Genomic DNA, 14849 nt, shown 5'->3' on the forward strand with positions numbered 1-14849 from the left:
GGCGAGAAGAACCCCGGGCGGTATAACAGGAGCCATCAGCGCAGAAAGGGGGAGACATGACCGACATCGCCATCGTGACCGGGGCCTCCTCGGGACTCGGCAGGGAGATCGTGCGCCAGCTCGACGCGGGCGCGTTCGGCCGGCTCGACCAGATCTGGGCGGTTGCCAGAAGCGCCGGCACCCTCGCCGAGCTCGCGGACGCCTGCGCCACGCCGGTGCGCCCGCTCGCGCTCGACCTCACGGACCCGGCCTCCTTCGACGTGCTCGAGGACGCGCTCGCGGAGCGGCCCGACACGCGGGTGGTCCTTCTCGTCAACAACGCCGGGTTCGGGACCTTCGGCGCGTTCGCGGACCAGCCGGCCGGCGCGGCGGCGGACATGGTGCGCCTGCTCATGCTGGCGCCCGTGGAGCTCACGTACCGCTCGCTGCCCCACATGCGGGTGGGCTCGCGCGTCCTCAACGTGGCGAGCGTGGCCGCCTTCGTGCCGCAGCCCGAGCTCGCCGTCTACTCGGCGGCAAAGCGCTTCGTGCTGGACTTCTCCCGCGCGCTCAACGAGGAGCTCGGGCCCGTGGGCATCCACGTGACCGCGCTCTGCCCCAAGTTCATGCGCACCGGCTTTCTCGACCACGCGGGCGCCGGCGACGTGGCGGCCGACATGGCGCGCCTCACCGGCTTCGAGGACGTGGGGCGCGTGGCCCGGCGCGGCCTCGCCGCGGCGCGGGCGGGACGGGCGCTCTGCGTGCCCTCGCTCTACATGCGCGCGTTCTACGTGCTGGCCAAGCTCATGCCCTACCCCGTCTTCATCGGGCTCGAGCGCGCCCTCATGGGCCGCTTCGACGCCCGGGTGACACGGCGCGAGGACTAGAATCGAGGTATCGCGGCCGTGACTTGCCGCAGGCCCGTCGCCGTCCGGGAGAGGAGAGCGCCATGCCCGAGAAGACCCTCGACAACGTCCGCGTGTTCACCCAGAGCGCCATCCGCATCGAGGGGCCGGGCGGCACCGTCGTCTACCTCGACCCCTTCCACCTCACCGACGCCGAGGCCGCGCACGACGCGGACTACCTGCTGATCACCCACACCCACTACGACCACCTCTCGCCCGAGGACGCGGCCCGCGTCATGAGCGAGCAGACCGTGCTCGTGGCGCCCGCCAGCATGGCTGCCGAAGTGGCGGGCCTGGGCGCGGCGGCGACCCACCTCATGCACGCCGGCGAGAGACTCGAGCTGCCGGGGCTCACCGTGGAGGCCGTGGCGGCCTACAACGTGGAGCCCGAGCGCCTGGGCATGCACCCGCAGACCAACGGCTGGCTCGGCTACGTGCTCACCCTGGACGGCGACCCCACGCGCTACTACTGCGCCGGGGACACGGACCAGAACCCGGACAACGAGACCGTGAGCTGCGACGTTGCGCTCGTGCCCATCGGCGGCACCTACACGATGGACCCACGCCAGGCGGCCGTCTTCGTGGGCGCCCTGCGCCCGCGCGTCGCGGTGCCCATCCACTACGGCAGCATCGTCGGCACCTATGCCGACTTCGACACGTTTGCGTCCACCGTGAACCCCACGATCGAGGTCGTGCGCAAGCTGGAGCGCTAGGGGTCGCACACGGCGAGAAGAACGTGCCGCCGCAGCGGCCCATCCGCACGCTGCCCGCCGTACGCCCCGGCCCGCGCCCTCAGCCGCGCGGCGGCTCGGGGCACCCGGACGGCTTCCCGCAGCCCCCGCGCACGTAGGCCACGTACCACGCCGGCGCCACGGGAGCATCCTTTATCAGCGCCGCCGGCATCAGCTCGTTATCGACGACGCTCGTGGTGTGGACGGCGGCGCCGTAGACGAGCAGTTCCCCCCAGAGGGTCACGTCCGTGAGGTGCGCCTCGCTCAGGTGGGTGAAGTGCGCAAGATAGCGCTGGAAGGCACGGCAGCGCACGAGCAGCGTCCTCCCCTCGGCGGTGAAGACCTCGCGCGGGCGCGAGAACGAGACCAGGGCGGCAAGTCCCGGCAACCCGAAGAGGACCATCGGCGCCACGTCAAGGCCGACCACAAGGAGCCCCACGAGGACGTAGGCCACGACCACGATCACGGCAAGCCACAGGAGGGAGGGGGAGACCCCCTCGACCAGGTGGCGCGCGTGCAGGTCGCGGTCAGCCTCGGCCGCAAGCGCATGCCGCAGCCGTCTGACGTAGGCCGGGCACGCAAGGCGCGCCTCGGAGAGGCTGCGGGCGGTGGCGCTCAGGCGCCCGTCAATGAATACCATGTCCAGCGCCAGCCGCTCGTAGGCCGAGAGGCGCCCCTCCCTCACGCCCACAGAAAGGCTCAGGAGGACGTCTCCCCGCCCCTGTCCCTCGGCCTGCCGGGCGCCCGGGCGGGCGGGCTCGCGCTCAAGGTCGTCGCCGAGCCGCAGGGCCGGGGGCTCCGTCGTGCGGTCTACGCTCACGACGCCCTTCCGCTCAAGCGAGAGCAGCGTCGCGGTGACCATGCTTCCCTCCCCTGCGCCGACCACGCGGGCAAGGAGGGCCGGCTCGTCCGAGCTCGGCGGCTCGCGCAGGTAGCCGTCGGCAAAGTCGCGCCGGTCCACGTGGGCGAACCGCGCCCGGTCCGAGAGGCGCGCCATGGCAACGGCAAGCACGTACGGCAGGACCACGCAGTACAGGAAGTTGCTGACGATGCCCAGCATGGCGCCCCCCTAGTCGTCACTCGCGTGTGCAGCCTCGTAGCGCGCCACGCGCGACACGTCACAGAGCATGCGAAAGGCCGAGGGCACGCCGTCTGACGGCGGCGTGAGGAACCACTCGATGCCCGTATCGCCCGAGCGACGCGCAAGCTCGGCGACGACCTCCTCGTCCAGCCCGTAGGCAATGGCAAAGCGCAGCGTCCGGTCAACCTTGGCGGGCTCCCCGGGAAGCGCCGCGCCCGCACGGTAGCGCCCCACGATCCAGCGGCGATGAGCGTCGGCAAGGGCGAGCACGTCGAGGCCGCGGCTCGTGGTGTCACTTCTCGCCAGCGTGACCACGGCAGCCAGCATCGCCACGAGCCCACCGAACACGCACCCGATCCCCGTGAGCTCGGGCAGCGTCGTGAGGCCGCGAAGCGCGATGCCCGCCACTATGAACGCCAACGTGAGCAGGGGAAGCGCTGAGTCCGTACCGCGCTTCTGGCGCTTTGGCTCCAGAAACCCCGCCTCGCGCGCCCGGTGCTTCGCCCCGGCGTCGAGCGCGCTCACCAGGTCGCTCGCCTCCTCCGGCTTCTCCTCAAAGCGGGCAATCGCCGCGCCCGCGGTGGGCTCGACGGCCCCCGTGGGCATGCAGAGGCCAACCACGGCAGCAGCGAGGGGCTCGCGCTCCGCGTCTATCGTGTCAAGCAGCTCGAAGTGCCAGGCGCCCTCCTCGGGCGTGGCCGTGGGCACCAGGGAGAGCCGCTCGTCCCGCAGGAGCCCGAGGACGGTGAGCGCCACGCAGCGCGGCCCGCCGTACCCGCAGAAGTAGCCGCAGAGCGCCTCGGGCGTCACGTCGTCGGGGAGCTCCTCGACGGGCTCCCGGGGCGGCTCGGGCGGCTCTGGGGGCGTCTCCTCCGCAGCTGCGGCGCGCCGGGTCCGAATCCCCGAGACAATCTGCGCCACCACGAACATCACCAGCGGAACGCCGAGAAACACGGCGACAAACGCGGTGTTCACCACGTCCCGCGGGAACTCGACCCCCAAAAGAGACATCGACCGAGCCAGGCAGCCGACACGCCCGGCTCACACCCCCCTTCGCTGCCGCCATGATGCCAGACGCACGTCAGCGCAGCGTAAGGTGTCGTGGCCGGCGCAGATGGAAGGGGCGCGGCGCATTGCGCCAGGCGCTGCCTAGAACGTGAAGCTCCAGCTGCCGTGCCACTCCCCGCTCGTTTGCCCGGTTGTCAGGTACAGCACGATGAGCACGACGATGACGATCACCGTGCACACGATGAAGGGGACGGGGCTCTTCGTCTTGAACATGGGGCATCCTTCCGTGTCGGGCGGTCTCGGGACCGGGACGGGCCTGGCGCGCGGCACCTTACGCCAGGTCAGCGTCCGGCTGCTGGCCGTCGTGGGCCGCCCAAGCGCAGGGGCCCAGGTCAAAGTGGTCGAAGCGCGCCGTGAACGAGCTCTCCTCGGGGCTTGCCGCGTAGATGCCAAAGCGGATGCGCCCGGCACCCGCGGCCAGGTGACAGATGCGCATCTGCTGGAAGTGCTCGCCGTCGCGGGAGCACTCGATGCGGTAGTCGTCCTCACGGCGGCTGAGGCGGTACCACATCTCGCGCACGTCGGCGCCCACCTCGGTGGTGGCCCAGTCCGACCACCCGCCGTTGGTGACCACGCTACCCAGGTGCGCGATGACGCCGTCCTCGTACTCCACCGACGCCTTGAGCCAGTTCTCGGCGTCGAGGTAGAGCACGATCCCGCACTGGTCGAAGCGGTGCGACGCCTCGGCAAAGGACGTCCGCACCGTGAACGAGAAGAATCGCTCGTCGGTCTCCATCTGCAGGACCGGCGCGGTGTCGTTGCGGAAGTGATAGTACGTCCGCTGCCAGAGGTCGGTGTGGGGCCGCGTGGTCACCTCGACGAGGTCCTCGCCGACCGTGCAGCTCGCCGGCTCGCGCGTCCAGCCGAACGCAGAGAGATCGACTGCCATGGGCGCTCCCCTCTTATGCGTGGTCGCATCCAGTGGTCGCATTCAGGATAGCGCACCGCGTCCGTCGGGACGCGGCCAGGCGGCGCGACGCGCGGGACGCCGTGACGTGCCGCGTTTTCTAACACCCCATCTACCTGCTCTTTCTTGTATCACTGCAGGTAGATGGTGGTGTGATGCGCGTTAGAAAACGCCGCATGTTTGGGCCGCGCCGCGCCCCTAGAACGTCACGTTTCCGAACTCCGAAAGCTTGAGGTCGGGATTGTGCTCGAGCGCCCACTGGAGGTTCCACGAGCTCGTGAACAGCAGCAGCCGCTCTCCGCGCATGTTCTCCACACGCAGCGTCTCGCGCGTGAGGTTGAGCGTGCGGACGTCGAGCTCGTCGGCGGGGTTCTCAACCCAGCGCACCTCGGTGTAGGGCAGCGCCTGGCGGTAGACCTCGACGTGGTACTCGCTCTTGAGGCGCTGCTCGAGCACCTCGAACTGCAGCACGCCCACCACGCCCACGATGACGCTCTCCATGCCGGCGCCGAGCTCGCGGAAGATCTGCACGGCGCCCTCCTGGGCGAGCTCCTCCATGCCCTTCACGAACTGCTTGCGCTTGAGCGTGTCCACCTGGGAGACGCGCGCGAAGTGCTCCGGCGCGAAGGTGGGGATGCCCGCGTAGCGCACGTGGTGGCTCGGCGCGCAGAGCGTGTCGCCGATCGAGAAGATCCCGGGGTCGAAGAGGCCCACGATGTCGCCGGCGTACGCCTCGTCCACCGTGGCGCGGTCGTCGGCCATCATCGCCGTGCCCGTGGCCAGCTTGACCTTGCGGTTGCCCTGCACGTGCCAGGCGTCCATGCCGCGCTCGAAGCGCCCCGAGCAGATGCGCAGAAACGCGATGCGATCACGGTGGTTCTTGTCCATGTTGGCCTGGATCTTGAAGACGAAGCCGGAGAAGTCCCTGCTCGCAGGGTCCACCGGCTCGCCCGTCTCGGCGTCGACGTGCGCGGAGGGCGCGGGCGCCAGGCGCAGGAAGTCGCGCAGGAAGGGCTCCACGCCGAAGTTGGTGAGTGCCGAGCCGAAGAACACCGGGGAGAGCTTGCCGGTGCGCACGGCCTCGAGGTCGAACTCGTGGTCGGCACCGTCGAGCAGCTCGATGTCGTCCATGAGGGCGCGGTGGTTCTCCTCGCCGATCAGCGCGTCGAGCGCCGGGTCGCCGAGCTCCGCCTCGATCTCGCCGACCTTCTTGGTGGCGTTGGCGCGGCCGTCGCCCTCGAAGGCCAGGACGTGGCGGCTCGCGCGGTCAAAGACGCCGCGGAAGGTGCGCCCGTTGCCGATGGGCCAGTTCATCGGGTACGTCCCGATGCCGAGCACGGTCTCGATCTCCTCCATGAGGTCGAAGGGGTCGCGCGTCTCGTGGTCGAGCTTGTTGACGAAGGTGAAGATGGGGATCCCGCGCAGTGCGCACACCTTGAAGAGCTTGACGGTCTGCGCCTCCACGCCCTTGGCACCGTCGATCACCATGACGGCGGAGTCGGCGGCCATGAGCGTACGGTAGGTGTCCTCGGAGAAGTCCTGGTGACCCGGGGTGTCAAGGATGTTCACGCAGTGGCCCTCGTAGGTGAACTGCAGTACCGACGAGGTCACGGAGATGCCGCGCTGCTTCTCGATGTCCATCCAGTCGGAGACGGCGTGCTTGGCGCTGGCCTTGCCCTTGACGGAGCCGGCGGTCTGGATGCTGCCGGTGTAGAGCAGCAGCTTCTCGGTAAGCGTGGTCTTGCCCGCGTCCGGGTGCGAAATGATGGCGAACGTGCGCCGAGAGGCAATCTCCTCGGCAAGGCTGGGCATGGAACTCCCCTCAACGAACGGAATGAACCGAACCATTGTAGAGGAGCGAGCCGGGGCGTGGGGCGGGCGCAAGCCGCACGAGCACCCCCGAGAGCGGCGCGAGGGCGCACCTCAGCGTCCCGGCCGCCACGGAGAGGTTCTTCTCGCCGTCGGGCGTGGCGCCGCCGAAGCGCTCCCAGTCCGTGTCCAGCAGGACCTCCGCGTCGTCGACGGCCTCCCCCGCCGGCAGCGCCACCGCATAGTCGTGCGGCTCGTCGTCCAGGTTGAGCAGCGCGGTCACCAGCTCGTCGCCGCCCCGGCGCAGCAGCGCCCAGCAGCAGGGCGTGGCCCCGGAGCAGTCGAGCCACTCCGCGCCGCCCTCCTCGAAGTCACGCTCCCAGAGCGCCGGGTGCGCGCGGTAGAGCCGCCCCAGCTCCCGGCGGAAGCGCAGGAACGCGTCATGCACGGGGTAGGCGAGCAGTTCCCAGTCCTGCTCGCGCGTCTCGTCCCACTCGCGCAGCTGGGCGAGCTCGTTGCCCATGAAGTCGAGCTTCTTGCCGGGGTGCACGAACATCCACAGGTAGAGCGCGCGAGCCTGCGGGAACTTCTCGCCGTAGTTACCGTGCATCTTCTGCGCGATCGTGGCCTTGCCGTGGACCACCTCGTCGTGGCTGAGCGGCAGCAGGTAGCGCTCGTTCGTGCGATAGAGCATCGAGAAGGTCATGAGGCCGGGGCGCTCCCGCCGCTCCTCGGGCGACGCCTGGAAGTAGGAGAGCACGTCGTTCATCCACCCCAGGTCCCACTTGTAGTCAAAGCCAAGGCCGCCCTCCTCCCACGCGCGCGTGACGCCCGGGAAGGGGCTCGAGTCCTCCGCCACGAGCACGCAACCGGGGTTGCGCTCGTGCAGGCCGTGGTTCATCGTGCGCAGGAAGTCCACCCCGAGCCCGTTGACCCCGCGGCGCTCGTCCCCCTGCCAAAAGACGACGCGGCTGACGGCGTCCATGCGCAGGGCGTCCACGTGGTAGACGGAGAGCCACAGGTTGGCCGCCGACTGCAGGAGGCTGCGCACCTCGCCGCGCGAGTGCATGAAGTTGTGGCTCCCCCACTCCGAGACCCCCACCGCGTCATTGGGGTACTCGTAGAGCGCGGTGCCGTCGAAGGTGGCGAGGCCCCACGCGTCCACGGCGAAGTGCGCGGGCACAAAGTCCACGATCACCCCGACCCCCGCCTGGTGCAGCTGGTCCACCAGAGACGCGAGCTGCTCCGGCGTGCCGTAGCGACGCGTGGGCGAGAAGAACCCGGTGGCCTGGTAGCCCCAGCTCCCGTCGAAGGGGTACTCGGAGAGGGGCATCAGCTCGACGTGCGTGCAGCCCAGGGAGCGCACGTGCTCGGCGAGCGGTGCCGCGAGCTCGTCGTAGGCGTACCAGGCGTCCGGCTCGGGGCCGGGTTTGCGCCACGAGCCGAGGTGCAGCTCGTAGACGTTGAGCGGGCGGTCGAGGCCGGCCGAGCGCGCAGCCATCCAGGCGTCGTCGGCAAACTCGTGGCGCGGGAGGCCGTGGACGAGCGAGCGGTGCGCGGGGCGCAGCTCGGAGGCGAGGGCGTAGGGGTCGGCGTGCGCCTGGGAGGAGCCGTCGGGCAGGTAGACGACGTACTCGTAGGGCGTGCCGGGGCCCACGCCCGGCACGTGCGCCTCGAAGAAGGAGCCGTTGAGGGCGCGGGCCATGGGGATGTCGCGGGCGGCGGGGGTGGGGGCGTGCGGCGCCGGGCCGCCGTGGGCTGCCGGGGCGCCGTGGGTAGCCGCGCCGTCCCCCACGCGCACGACCACCCCGGCCGCCGCCGGGGCGAAGACGCGAAAGTCCGTGCCCGTCTCCGTTGGCCGCGCGCCCATCCACCGCCACGCCTCGAAGTCCTGCCCCGTGTAGAAGGCCCCGAGGTCCACGTTGTCCCAGCTGCTCATCTGCTCCCCCTTTGGGCCGTTGTCACTCCCCGTCGTCGCCGTGCTTCTCGTCCATCGCTGTGTTTCTCGGCCGGCATCCGTCCTCGTCCACCTGTTTCTGGACAACCGTCTACTATCGGACGTATATACACTGTAGGGGGAGACGGGCGGCGCGCCCACGCGCAGTTTTGCCCGACCGTCCATTACTGGACGGACTCGCCGCATTGACCAGGAGGTTGCTATGGCCGACCTGAGAACCACAAAGACGCTGCGCGCGCTGCGGGAGGCCTTTCTCGGGCTGCGCCGCGAGCTGCCGCTCGAGCGCGTCACGGTGCGGGCGCTCTGCGAGCGCGCCGAGATTGGAAAGGCCACGTTCTACCTGCACTACCACAGCATCTACGACCTCTCGGACGAGCTCCAGCGCGACCTCGTCTCCCGCGTGGTGGACGAGGTCGGAGCGCCCGAGACCCTCCTCGAGCAGCCCGCGGAAACCGCGCGCCTGCTCTGTCGGGCGTTCGAGCGCCGTCAGGACGAAGTCGACGCCCTTTTCTCCTGCGGACAGGAGCACCGGCTCTCGGAGTGCCTCGAGGCGGAGCTGAGACGTCGACTCGGCAGTGTGGGCAACGGCACCGTCAAGTCGGACGTCCTGCTCACCTACCTCGTCGCGGGCGGCTATCAGGCCTACGCACGCTTTGCACACGGAGCTGGGCCCGAGGAGCGAGAATGCATCGTCGACGCAATCGGTGAGGCGAGCGCCGCCGTCTCCAGGCTCGTGTGAGCCGGAGGAGACGGCATGCGGGAACGGCGCGGGCGGGAGCCCCTCGAGGCCGGTAGAATGAGGTCGTCAGAGACGGAAAAGGAGGGCGCCATGGAGTGCGTTGCCGAGCGGGATGCGGTCAGGTACCTGGACGAGAGCGGGAAGGTCGTCGCGGAGGTGACCTTCCCCGAGGTCGAGCCCGGCGTGGCCGAGATCGACCACACCTTCGTTGACGAGTCCCTGCGCGGCCAGGGCGTGGCCGGCCAGCTGCTCGTCCGCGCGACGAGCGTCATCGCGGCAAGCGGGATGCGGGCCCGACCCACGTGCTCCTACGCCGTGAGCTGGTTCGAGAAGCACCCCGAGCGCTCGGGACTGCTGGCCTAGCCCTGGCGAGAAGAACGTCGGGCCCAAAGCACGGCGGGCCCACGGCCACCTGTTGCGTCGGCTACTTCTTGTTGGGGTCGTTCGTGCCCGCGAGGGGCTTCTCGCCGGGGCGGGCGAGCGGGCCCACGAGCTCGTGCGCCATGTAGGGCTCCTCGAGGAAGTCCAGCTCGTCGGCCGTGAGCTCGAGGTCGAGCGCCGCCACCGCGTCGTCCACGCGCTCCGGGCGCGAGCAGCCCACGATCGGCGCCTCCACGCCGCGCGCCCAGTGCCAGGCCAGCGCCACGTGCGCCATCGGGACGCCGTGGCGGCTGGCGACCTCGGCCACGCGGTCCACGATCGGCAGGTCGCGCTCGCGGTCCGCGTCGTACTTCTGGCGCATCGTGTCGTCAGTGGTGCCGCGCGTGCTCGCCGACTCCCAGCCCGGGTGGCAGAGGTGGCCGGAGGCCATCGGGCTGTAGGGCGTGAGCGCCATGTCGTACTGCCGGCAGACGGGGATCATCTCGCGCTCGTCCTCGCGGTAGAGTAGGTTGTAGTGGATCTGGGCGGAGCTGAAGGGAGTCCAACCGTTCTTCTCGGCCACGACCTGCATGTTGTGGAGCTGGTAGGCGTACATCTCGCTCGCGCCGAGCGCGCGCACCTTGCCCGCACGCACCAGGCTGTCCAGCGCCTCCATGGTCTCCTCCGCCGGCGTGCCGTAGTCGAAGCGGTGGATGATGTAGAGGTCCAGGTAGTCGGTGCCCAGCCGACTCAGCGTGCCGTCGATCTCGCGCTCGATCGCGGCGCGGGAGAGCCGGCCCTCGTTGAAGAAGACCTTGCTCGCAAGCACCACGTCCTCGCGGCGGACGCCCAGCTCGCGCAGGGCACGTCCGATGTACTCCTCGCTTGTGCCCGCGGCGTAGCAGTTGGCCGTGTCGATGAAGTTCACGCCCAGCTCCAGAGCGCGCCCGATCACGGCACGCGTCTCCTCCGGGCCGATCGTCCACTGGTGGCCGCCGGGGATCTTCTCGCCGAAGCTCATGCCGCCCAGGCAGACGCGGGAGACCTCGATCCCGGAGCGCCCCAGCTTCGCGTAGCGCATCTCTGCCATGCGTCTCTCCTTTCGTGACGCGTCCCAGACGGGACGGGAGCAAAACGGAACGGCGCCCTACTGGCGCAGGAACGCCGCGTCGTGGTCGGGCACGCCGGCGTCGTCGCTCACGTAGCGCTCGGCGCGCATGTGCAGGTCGTATTTGTCGCGCAGCTCGGCGATCGTGGCCATGGCCGGGGAGGCGTGGTGGGCGTCGAGAGCCCCCTGGTTGGCCCAGGAGTCGATGAGCAGCACGGTCTCGGGATCGTCGAGCGGGTGGAAGTAGCGGTAGCAGAGGTTGCCCTCGCGCGCGCGGATCTGGTCGGCCGTACCCGTGGACTCCATCTCCTCCGCAAAGCGGCGCGCCGCCCCGCCCGTGCCGGTGTAGTACAGGTTCATCGTGATTGCCATCGTGGCTCCTCTCGACATGAGACGAAGGGACTGTCCCTTCGTATCACTTTACAGTGACGCGCCGAGCTCGAAGGCCTGGCGCGGGGCGTCGGTGTGGCGCGTCATGCCCGGCGTGCCGCAGCCGTAGCCGAGCACCTTGCCGCAGTCGCTCATGGAGAGGTAGCGGCAGAGCGTCTCGTAGTGCGAGACGAGCGCGTCGAAGGTCCAGTCGTCGGCGTTCCAGGCAACCGTGAGCAGGGCCGCCTTGAGGTGGCGCGCCGAGATGTCCGAGTTGGCCGAGCAGAAGCGGTCGATCACGGTCTTGAGCTGCGCCGTCATGCCGTAGTAGTAGAGCGGCGTGGCCAGCACGAGCATGTCGGCCGCAAGCACGGCGTCGAGGACGCGCTCCATGCCGTCGTGCTGGACGCAGGGCCGCGCGCCGTAGCCGCAGGCCACGCAGCCCGCGCACGGGTTCACGCCCGCTTTGGCAACGTTGTAGTCGAGGTCATCGTCCGTGTAGGGGTCGGTCGGCACGAGCTCGAAGGTGTCGGCGCCCAGGCGCTCGGCGATCGCCTGCGCCACGCCCGCCGTGTTGCCCGTGGCCGAGAAGTACGCGACGAGGGTTGCGCCGGACGCGGGGGCGTCGGCGGTCAGCTCGTCGGTGGCCGGCTCGTCTGCCGTCGCGGGGGTCTCGGGCGCGGCCTCCTGCTCCTCGGGTGCGGGGGCGTCGGTCTCGGGCTCGGGCGCGTCGCTTGTGCACCCGGCGAGCGCGGCCATGGCCACCGTGGCGGCACCTGCCAGGAAGTTCCTTCTCGTCATCATGTCTGCTCCTTTCGATGAGACGAAGGGTCTCCCTTCGTCTCACAGCTCCACGAGGTCGTAGGTCTGCGAACCCAGGCCGATAGCCTCGGCGTGCTCCAGCGTATGCGCGCCGTTGCGGCTCTCGATGCGCTCCACGAGCGCCTGGCCATCCGGCGCCGCGTAGACGAGGTCCACGCAGGCGTGGTCGAGCGCCACCGGGTCGAGCGAGGCAAGGATGCCGATGTCGGCCATCTCGGGCTCGGCCGGGTGGGAGTCGCAGTCGCAGTCAACCGAGAGGCGGTTCATCACGTTGACGTAGCAGATGCGCCCGCCGACGCCGCCGAAGTGGTCGCTCACGGCCTTGGCGGCCTCGGCCATGGACTCGAGGAAGTCGTCCTGCGCGGGGCTCCCCCAGCTCGTGGTCGACGCGCCAGCGGAGTGGATGAGCATCTTGCCCTCGCGCGAGGCGATGCCGATCGAGCAGTTCTTGATGGCGCCGCCGAAGCCGCCCATCGCGTGCCCCTTGAAGTGCGCGAGCGAGACCACGTAGTCGTAGTTCTCCAGGTGCGCGCCCACGAGGTCCTCGGTGAGGTGGGAGCCGCCCGCAACCGGCAGGCTCGCCGAGCCGTCGGCGTCCATGATGTCCACGTCCGCTATGGCGGTGAAGCCGTGGTCGGCCGCCGCCTGGAGGTGGCTCTCCGTGGACGAGCGCGCCCCGCCGTAGGCCGTGTTGCACTCTACGATCGTGGCGTCGAGGTCGTGCACGAGCCCGCCAATGAGGTCCGGCGAGAGGAAGTTGTGCCCGCCCGGCTCGCCGGTGGAGAGCTTCACGGCCACGTTGCCCTTCGCCCTCGCGCCGAGAGCGGCAAAGACGGCCGAGAGGCCCTCCGGGCTGATGTCGCGCGTGAGGTAGACGGTCGCGGGCGCCGCGGCGGGCTCGGCGGAGGATGCGGCGGCCACCTCGACCGTGCCCGAAAGGCCCGCCACGAGCTCCGCCCCGTCGACCGCCTCGCCAAGCTCGTAGAGGTCCGCGTTGCCGGAGAAGTCGTCGTAGAACATCACGACGTCGCCCCACGGCTCGTAGTACGCGAGCGCGGCCGCGGCAGCCGTGGCGGCCGCCGTCATGAAGGTCCTTCTCGTCAGCATGGTCTCCTCCTCAGCGGGACAGGGGCCGCCCTCGTCTCATGCGACGGCGGTGCGGGCCCAGGCGGCGACGTCGCGGCCGTTGAGCAGCGCGCCCGTCTGCCAGGCAACGTCCGGGTACTTCTCGGCAAGGCTTTTCTCGGCGCCGGCGATCCCCGACCCTCCCGAGGTCGCAAACGGCGTCACACGTACGCCCGCGAGGTTCGCTGCCTCGACGAAGGTGTCCACCACGCGCGGCTCCACGTACCACCAGATCGGGAAACCGAGAAGGACCGTGTCGTAGCCCGAGGCGTCCGGCGCGCCCTCCGCAAGCTCCGGGCGGCACGCGGGGTCGTTCATCTCCTGCGAGCTGCGGCTGCGCTTGTTGCGCCAGTCAAGGTCCGCCGTGGTGTAGGGCTCGGCGGGGCGGATCTCATAGAGGTCCGCGCCTGTGGCCTCCGCGACCTCGCGCGCCACGCGCGCCGTGGTCCCCTCGGCCGAGAAGTACGCAACCAGTGTCTTGCCCATCGTTCTCTCCCCTCTCCGCAGACGGCGCGAAAACGAGACGAAGGGAGACCCTTCGTCTCATGTCGCCGCGGCTAGTCCATGACCTTCTCCCAGAAGCGAATCACGTCGAGGCCGAGCGAGTCGGCCACGCGCTCGAGGTCGGCGACCTCATCGGCGGTAAGCTCGATCGACGCCGCCTCCGCCGCGTCGCTCACCTGCTCGGGCTTGGTGACGCCGATCAGCGGCAGCGTCTGCTTGGCCACGACCCAGGCCACCGGCACCTGCGCGGGCTTCACGCCGTGCGCCTCCGCCACGCGGGCGATCTCGGCGTTCAGGACCTCGAGCTTGTCCATGATCGGGTTGTAGGTCTCGCCGCGCGCGGAGTCGGCGGGCATCGGGTTGGCCGTGGAGTACTTGCCCGTAAGCGCGCCCTGCTCAAGCACCATGTACGAGAAGAACGTCGCGTCGTTCTCATGGCACCAGGCCAAGATGCCGGAGTCCTCCGACGAGCGGTTGATCAGGCTGTAGTGGTTCTGGACGGCGCCCACACGCAGGCCGTGCGCGCGGCAGATCTCGTCCGCCTGGCGGATCTCGGCGAGGTTGTGGTTGGAGACGCCGATGACCGGTGCGTCCTCGCGGCCCTCGAAGTAGCGGGCGAGCTCCTCCACGTAGCGCGGCGCGCCGATGGGGTTGTGGATCCAGTAGATGTCAAAGCGGTCGAGACCCATGATTTCGAGCTGCTGCTCAAGCAGGTCTGCGACAGGCGTCTCCGAGTTCGGATCGGCGCACTGCGGCGTGAACTCGTCCGACACGAGGTAGCTCTCGCGCGGCAGGCCCTCCAGGAAGCCGGCGAGCGTGTGCTCGGAGGTGCCCATGCCGTAGGCGCAGGCGGTGTCCCACAGGTTGAGGCCGCGCTCGCGGGCCGCGTCAAAGACGCCACGCAGGCGCTCGGCCCCCAGCTCGCCGCCGAAGGTGCCGTCGCTTCCCCAGGCCCAGGCGCCCAGCGCCACGGACGGGTAGGTGATCTCGCTCATGTTGCTCCTCTCGGGAAATGATACGAAGGGACTGTCCCCTCGTATCATTTGAAGCTCAGGCAGCGGCCGATCTTCTCGCCGGTGGCGTAGTAGCAGTAGGTGGGAAACTCAAAGAGCACCGGGCTGATCTTGCCGTAGTCGGGCTTGCCGGCGTCGTCGAGCTTGCCCTCCTCCACCAGCGTGGCGTCGATGGCCAGCACGAAGTTGTCGAACTTATCGGTCTCGTAGACGTCCACGACGTGGCAGGCATGGGGTAGAGGGCGAGCAAGCTTCCAAGGTCCTTCTTCACGATGGCTCCTCTCAGTGACGGGTCAAAGGGCGTCTGTCCTTCTTGACTCATAATAGGTAACGCTACGTCACTTGTAAATCGTTACGTGACGTCTTTTCTCT

General features: G+C 69.6%; 17 protein-coding genes. 4 read left to right on the plus strand and 13 right to left on the minus strand.

The features are described from left to right. The first annotated feature begins 56 nt into the window (after nucleotides 1-56). A complete protein-coding gene (locus H9X80_RS01495) occupies nucleotides 57-866 on the plus strand; it encodes an SDR family NAD(P)-dependent oxidoreductase (protein ID WP_204792593.1) in 810 nt (269 codons plus the stop codon). 62 nt (nucleotides 867-928) lie between these two features. After that, on the plus strand, nucleotides 929-1597 hold the full coding sequence (locus H9X80_RS01500) for an MBL fold metallo-hydrolase (RefSeq protein WP_204792594.1): 669 nt from the start codon (nucleotides 929-931) through the stop codon (nucleotides 1595-1597). Between the two features lie 79 nt (nucleotides 1598-1676). Here the strand turns inward: H9X80_RS01500 and H9X80_RS01505 are convergent, their stop codons facing one another. The 6 genes from H9X80_RS01505 to glgB all read right to left on the minus strand — a co-directional run bounded on the left by H9X80_RS01505 (nucleotide 1677) and on the right by glgB (nucleotide 8419). Beyond that, nucleotides 1677-2675, minus strand: coding sequence for a DUF2207 family protein (locus tag H9X80_RS01505; protein WP_204792595.1), 999 nt, complete (start codon nucleotides 2673-2675; stop codon nucleotides 1677-1679). A gap of 9 nt (nucleotides 2676-2684) precedes the next feature. After that, complete coding sequence (locus tag H9X80_RS01510) at nucleotides 2685-3707, minus strand: DUF2207 domain-containing protein (protein ID WP_204792596.1); 1023 nt, start codon at nucleotides 3705-3707, stop codon at nucleotides 2685-2687. A 138-nt stretch (nucleotides 3708-3845) separates the two neighbouring features. Next, the gene (locus H9X80_RS09215; RefSeq protein WP_275100667.1) at nucleotides 3846-3977 is read right to left on the minus strand and encodes a hypothetical protein; all 132 of its coding nucleotides are present in this window, start codon (nucleotides 3975-3977) and stop codon (nucleotides 3846-3848) included. A gap of 58 nt (nucleotides 3978-4035) precedes the next feature. Then, a complete protein-coding gene (locus H9X80_RS01515; RefSeq protein WP_204792597.1) occupies nucleotides 4036-4653 on the minus strand; it encodes a DUF1349 domain-containing protein in 618 nt (205 codons plus the stop codon). 216 nt (nucleotides 4654-4869) lie between these two features. Then, nucleotides 4870-6483: a peptide chain release factor 3 gene (locus H9X80_RS01520; protein ID WP_204792598.1), complete on the minus strand. Its 1614-nt coding sequence runs from the start codon at nucleotides 6481-6483 to the stop codon at nucleotides 4870-4872. Nucleotides 6484-6493: 10 nt separating this feature from the next. Further along, on the minus strand, nucleotides 6494-8419 hold the full coding sequence (gene glgB / locus H9X80_RS01525) for a 1,4-alpha-glucan branching enzyme (RefSeq protein WP_204792599.1): 1926 nt from the start codon (nucleotides 8417-8419) through the stop codon (nucleotides 6494-6496). A 220-nt stretch (nucleotides 8420-8639) separates the two neighbouring features. Between glgB and H9X80_RS01530 the strand changes: the two genes are divergently transcribed. Both H9X80_RS01530 and H9X80_RS01535 read left to right on the plus strand, forming a co-directional pair. After that, nucleotides 8640-9176 (plus strand): TetR/AcrR family transcriptional regulator, encoded by a 537-nt coding sequence (locus tag H9X80_RS01530; RefSeq protein ID WP_204792600.1) that lies wholly within the window; start codon nucleotides 8640-8642, stop codon nucleotides 9174-9176. A 90-nt stretch (nucleotides 9177-9266) separates the two neighbouring features. Then, entirely contained in the window at nucleotides 9267-9539 is a 273-nt protein-coding gene (locus H9X80_RS01535; protein WP_204792601.1) for a GNAT family N-acetyltransferase, read from the plus strand. Nucleotides 9540-9600: 61 nt separating this feature from the next. Here the strand turns inward: H9X80_RS01535 and H9X80_RS01540 are convergent, their stop codons facing one another. The 7 genes from H9X80_RS01540 to H9X80_RS01570 all read right to left on the minus strand — a co-directional run bounded on the left by H9X80_RS01540 (nucleotide 9601) and on the right by H9X80_RS01570 (nucleotide 14695). Next, nucleotides 9601-10626 (minus strand): aldo/keto reductase, encoded by a 1026-nt coding sequence (locus H9X80_RS01540; RefSeq protein ID WP_239471433.1) that lies wholly within the window; start codon nucleotides 10624-10626, stop codon nucleotides 9601-9603. Nucleotides 10627-10683: 57 nt separating this feature from the next. Further along, nucleotides 10684-11016: a putative quinol monooxygenase gene (locus H9X80_RS01545; RefSeq protein ID WP_204792602.1), complete on the minus strand. Its 333-nt coding sequence runs from the start codon at nucleotides 11014-11016 to the stop codon at nucleotides 10684-10686. A 48-nt stretch (nucleotides 11017-11064) separates the two neighbouring features. Next, nucleotides 11065-11817 carry a flavodoxin family protein gene (locus tag H9X80_RS01550; protein WP_204792740.1) on the minus strand — a complete coding sequence of 251 codons (753 nt, stop codon included), beginning with the start codon at nucleotides 11815-11817 and terminating at the stop codon, nucleotides 11065-11067. 39 nt (nucleotides 11818-11856) lie between these two features. Next, nucleotides 11857-12942 carry a cyclophilin-like fold protein gene (locus H9X80_RS01555; RefSeq protein WP_239471434.1) on the minus strand — a complete coding sequence of 362 codons (1086 nt, stop codon included), beginning with the start codon at nucleotides 12940-12942 and terminating at the stop codon, nucleotides 11857-11859. A gap of 36 nt (nucleotides 12943-12978) precedes the next feature. Beyond that, complete coding sequence (locus tag H9X80_RS01560) at nucleotides 12979-13446, minus strand: flavodoxin (RefSeq protein WP_204792603.1); 468 nt, start codon at nucleotides 13444-13446, stop codon at nucleotides 12979-12981. 71 nt (nucleotides 13447-13517) lie between these two features. After that, complete coding sequence (locus tag H9X80_RS01565; protein WP_204792604.1) at nucleotides 13518-14459, minus strand: aldo/keto reductase; 942 nt, start codon at nucleotides 14457-14459, stop codon at nucleotides 13518-13520. A gap of 44 nt (nucleotides 14460-14503) precedes the next feature. Then, nucleotides 14504-14695 carry a hypothetical protein gene (locus H9X80_RS01570; protein ID WP_204792605.1) on the minus strand — a complete coding sequence of 64 codons (192 nt, stop codon included), beginning with the start codon at nucleotides 14693-14695 and terminating at the stop codon, nucleotides 14504-14506. Nucleotides 14696-14849 lie beyond the last annotated feature (154 nt).

It is taken from the genome of Olsenella profusa (assembly GCF_016900315.1).
Classification (GTDB): Bacteria; Actinomycetota; Coriobacteriia; order Coriobacteriales; family Atopobiaceae; genus Thermophilibacter; species Thermophilibacter profusus_A.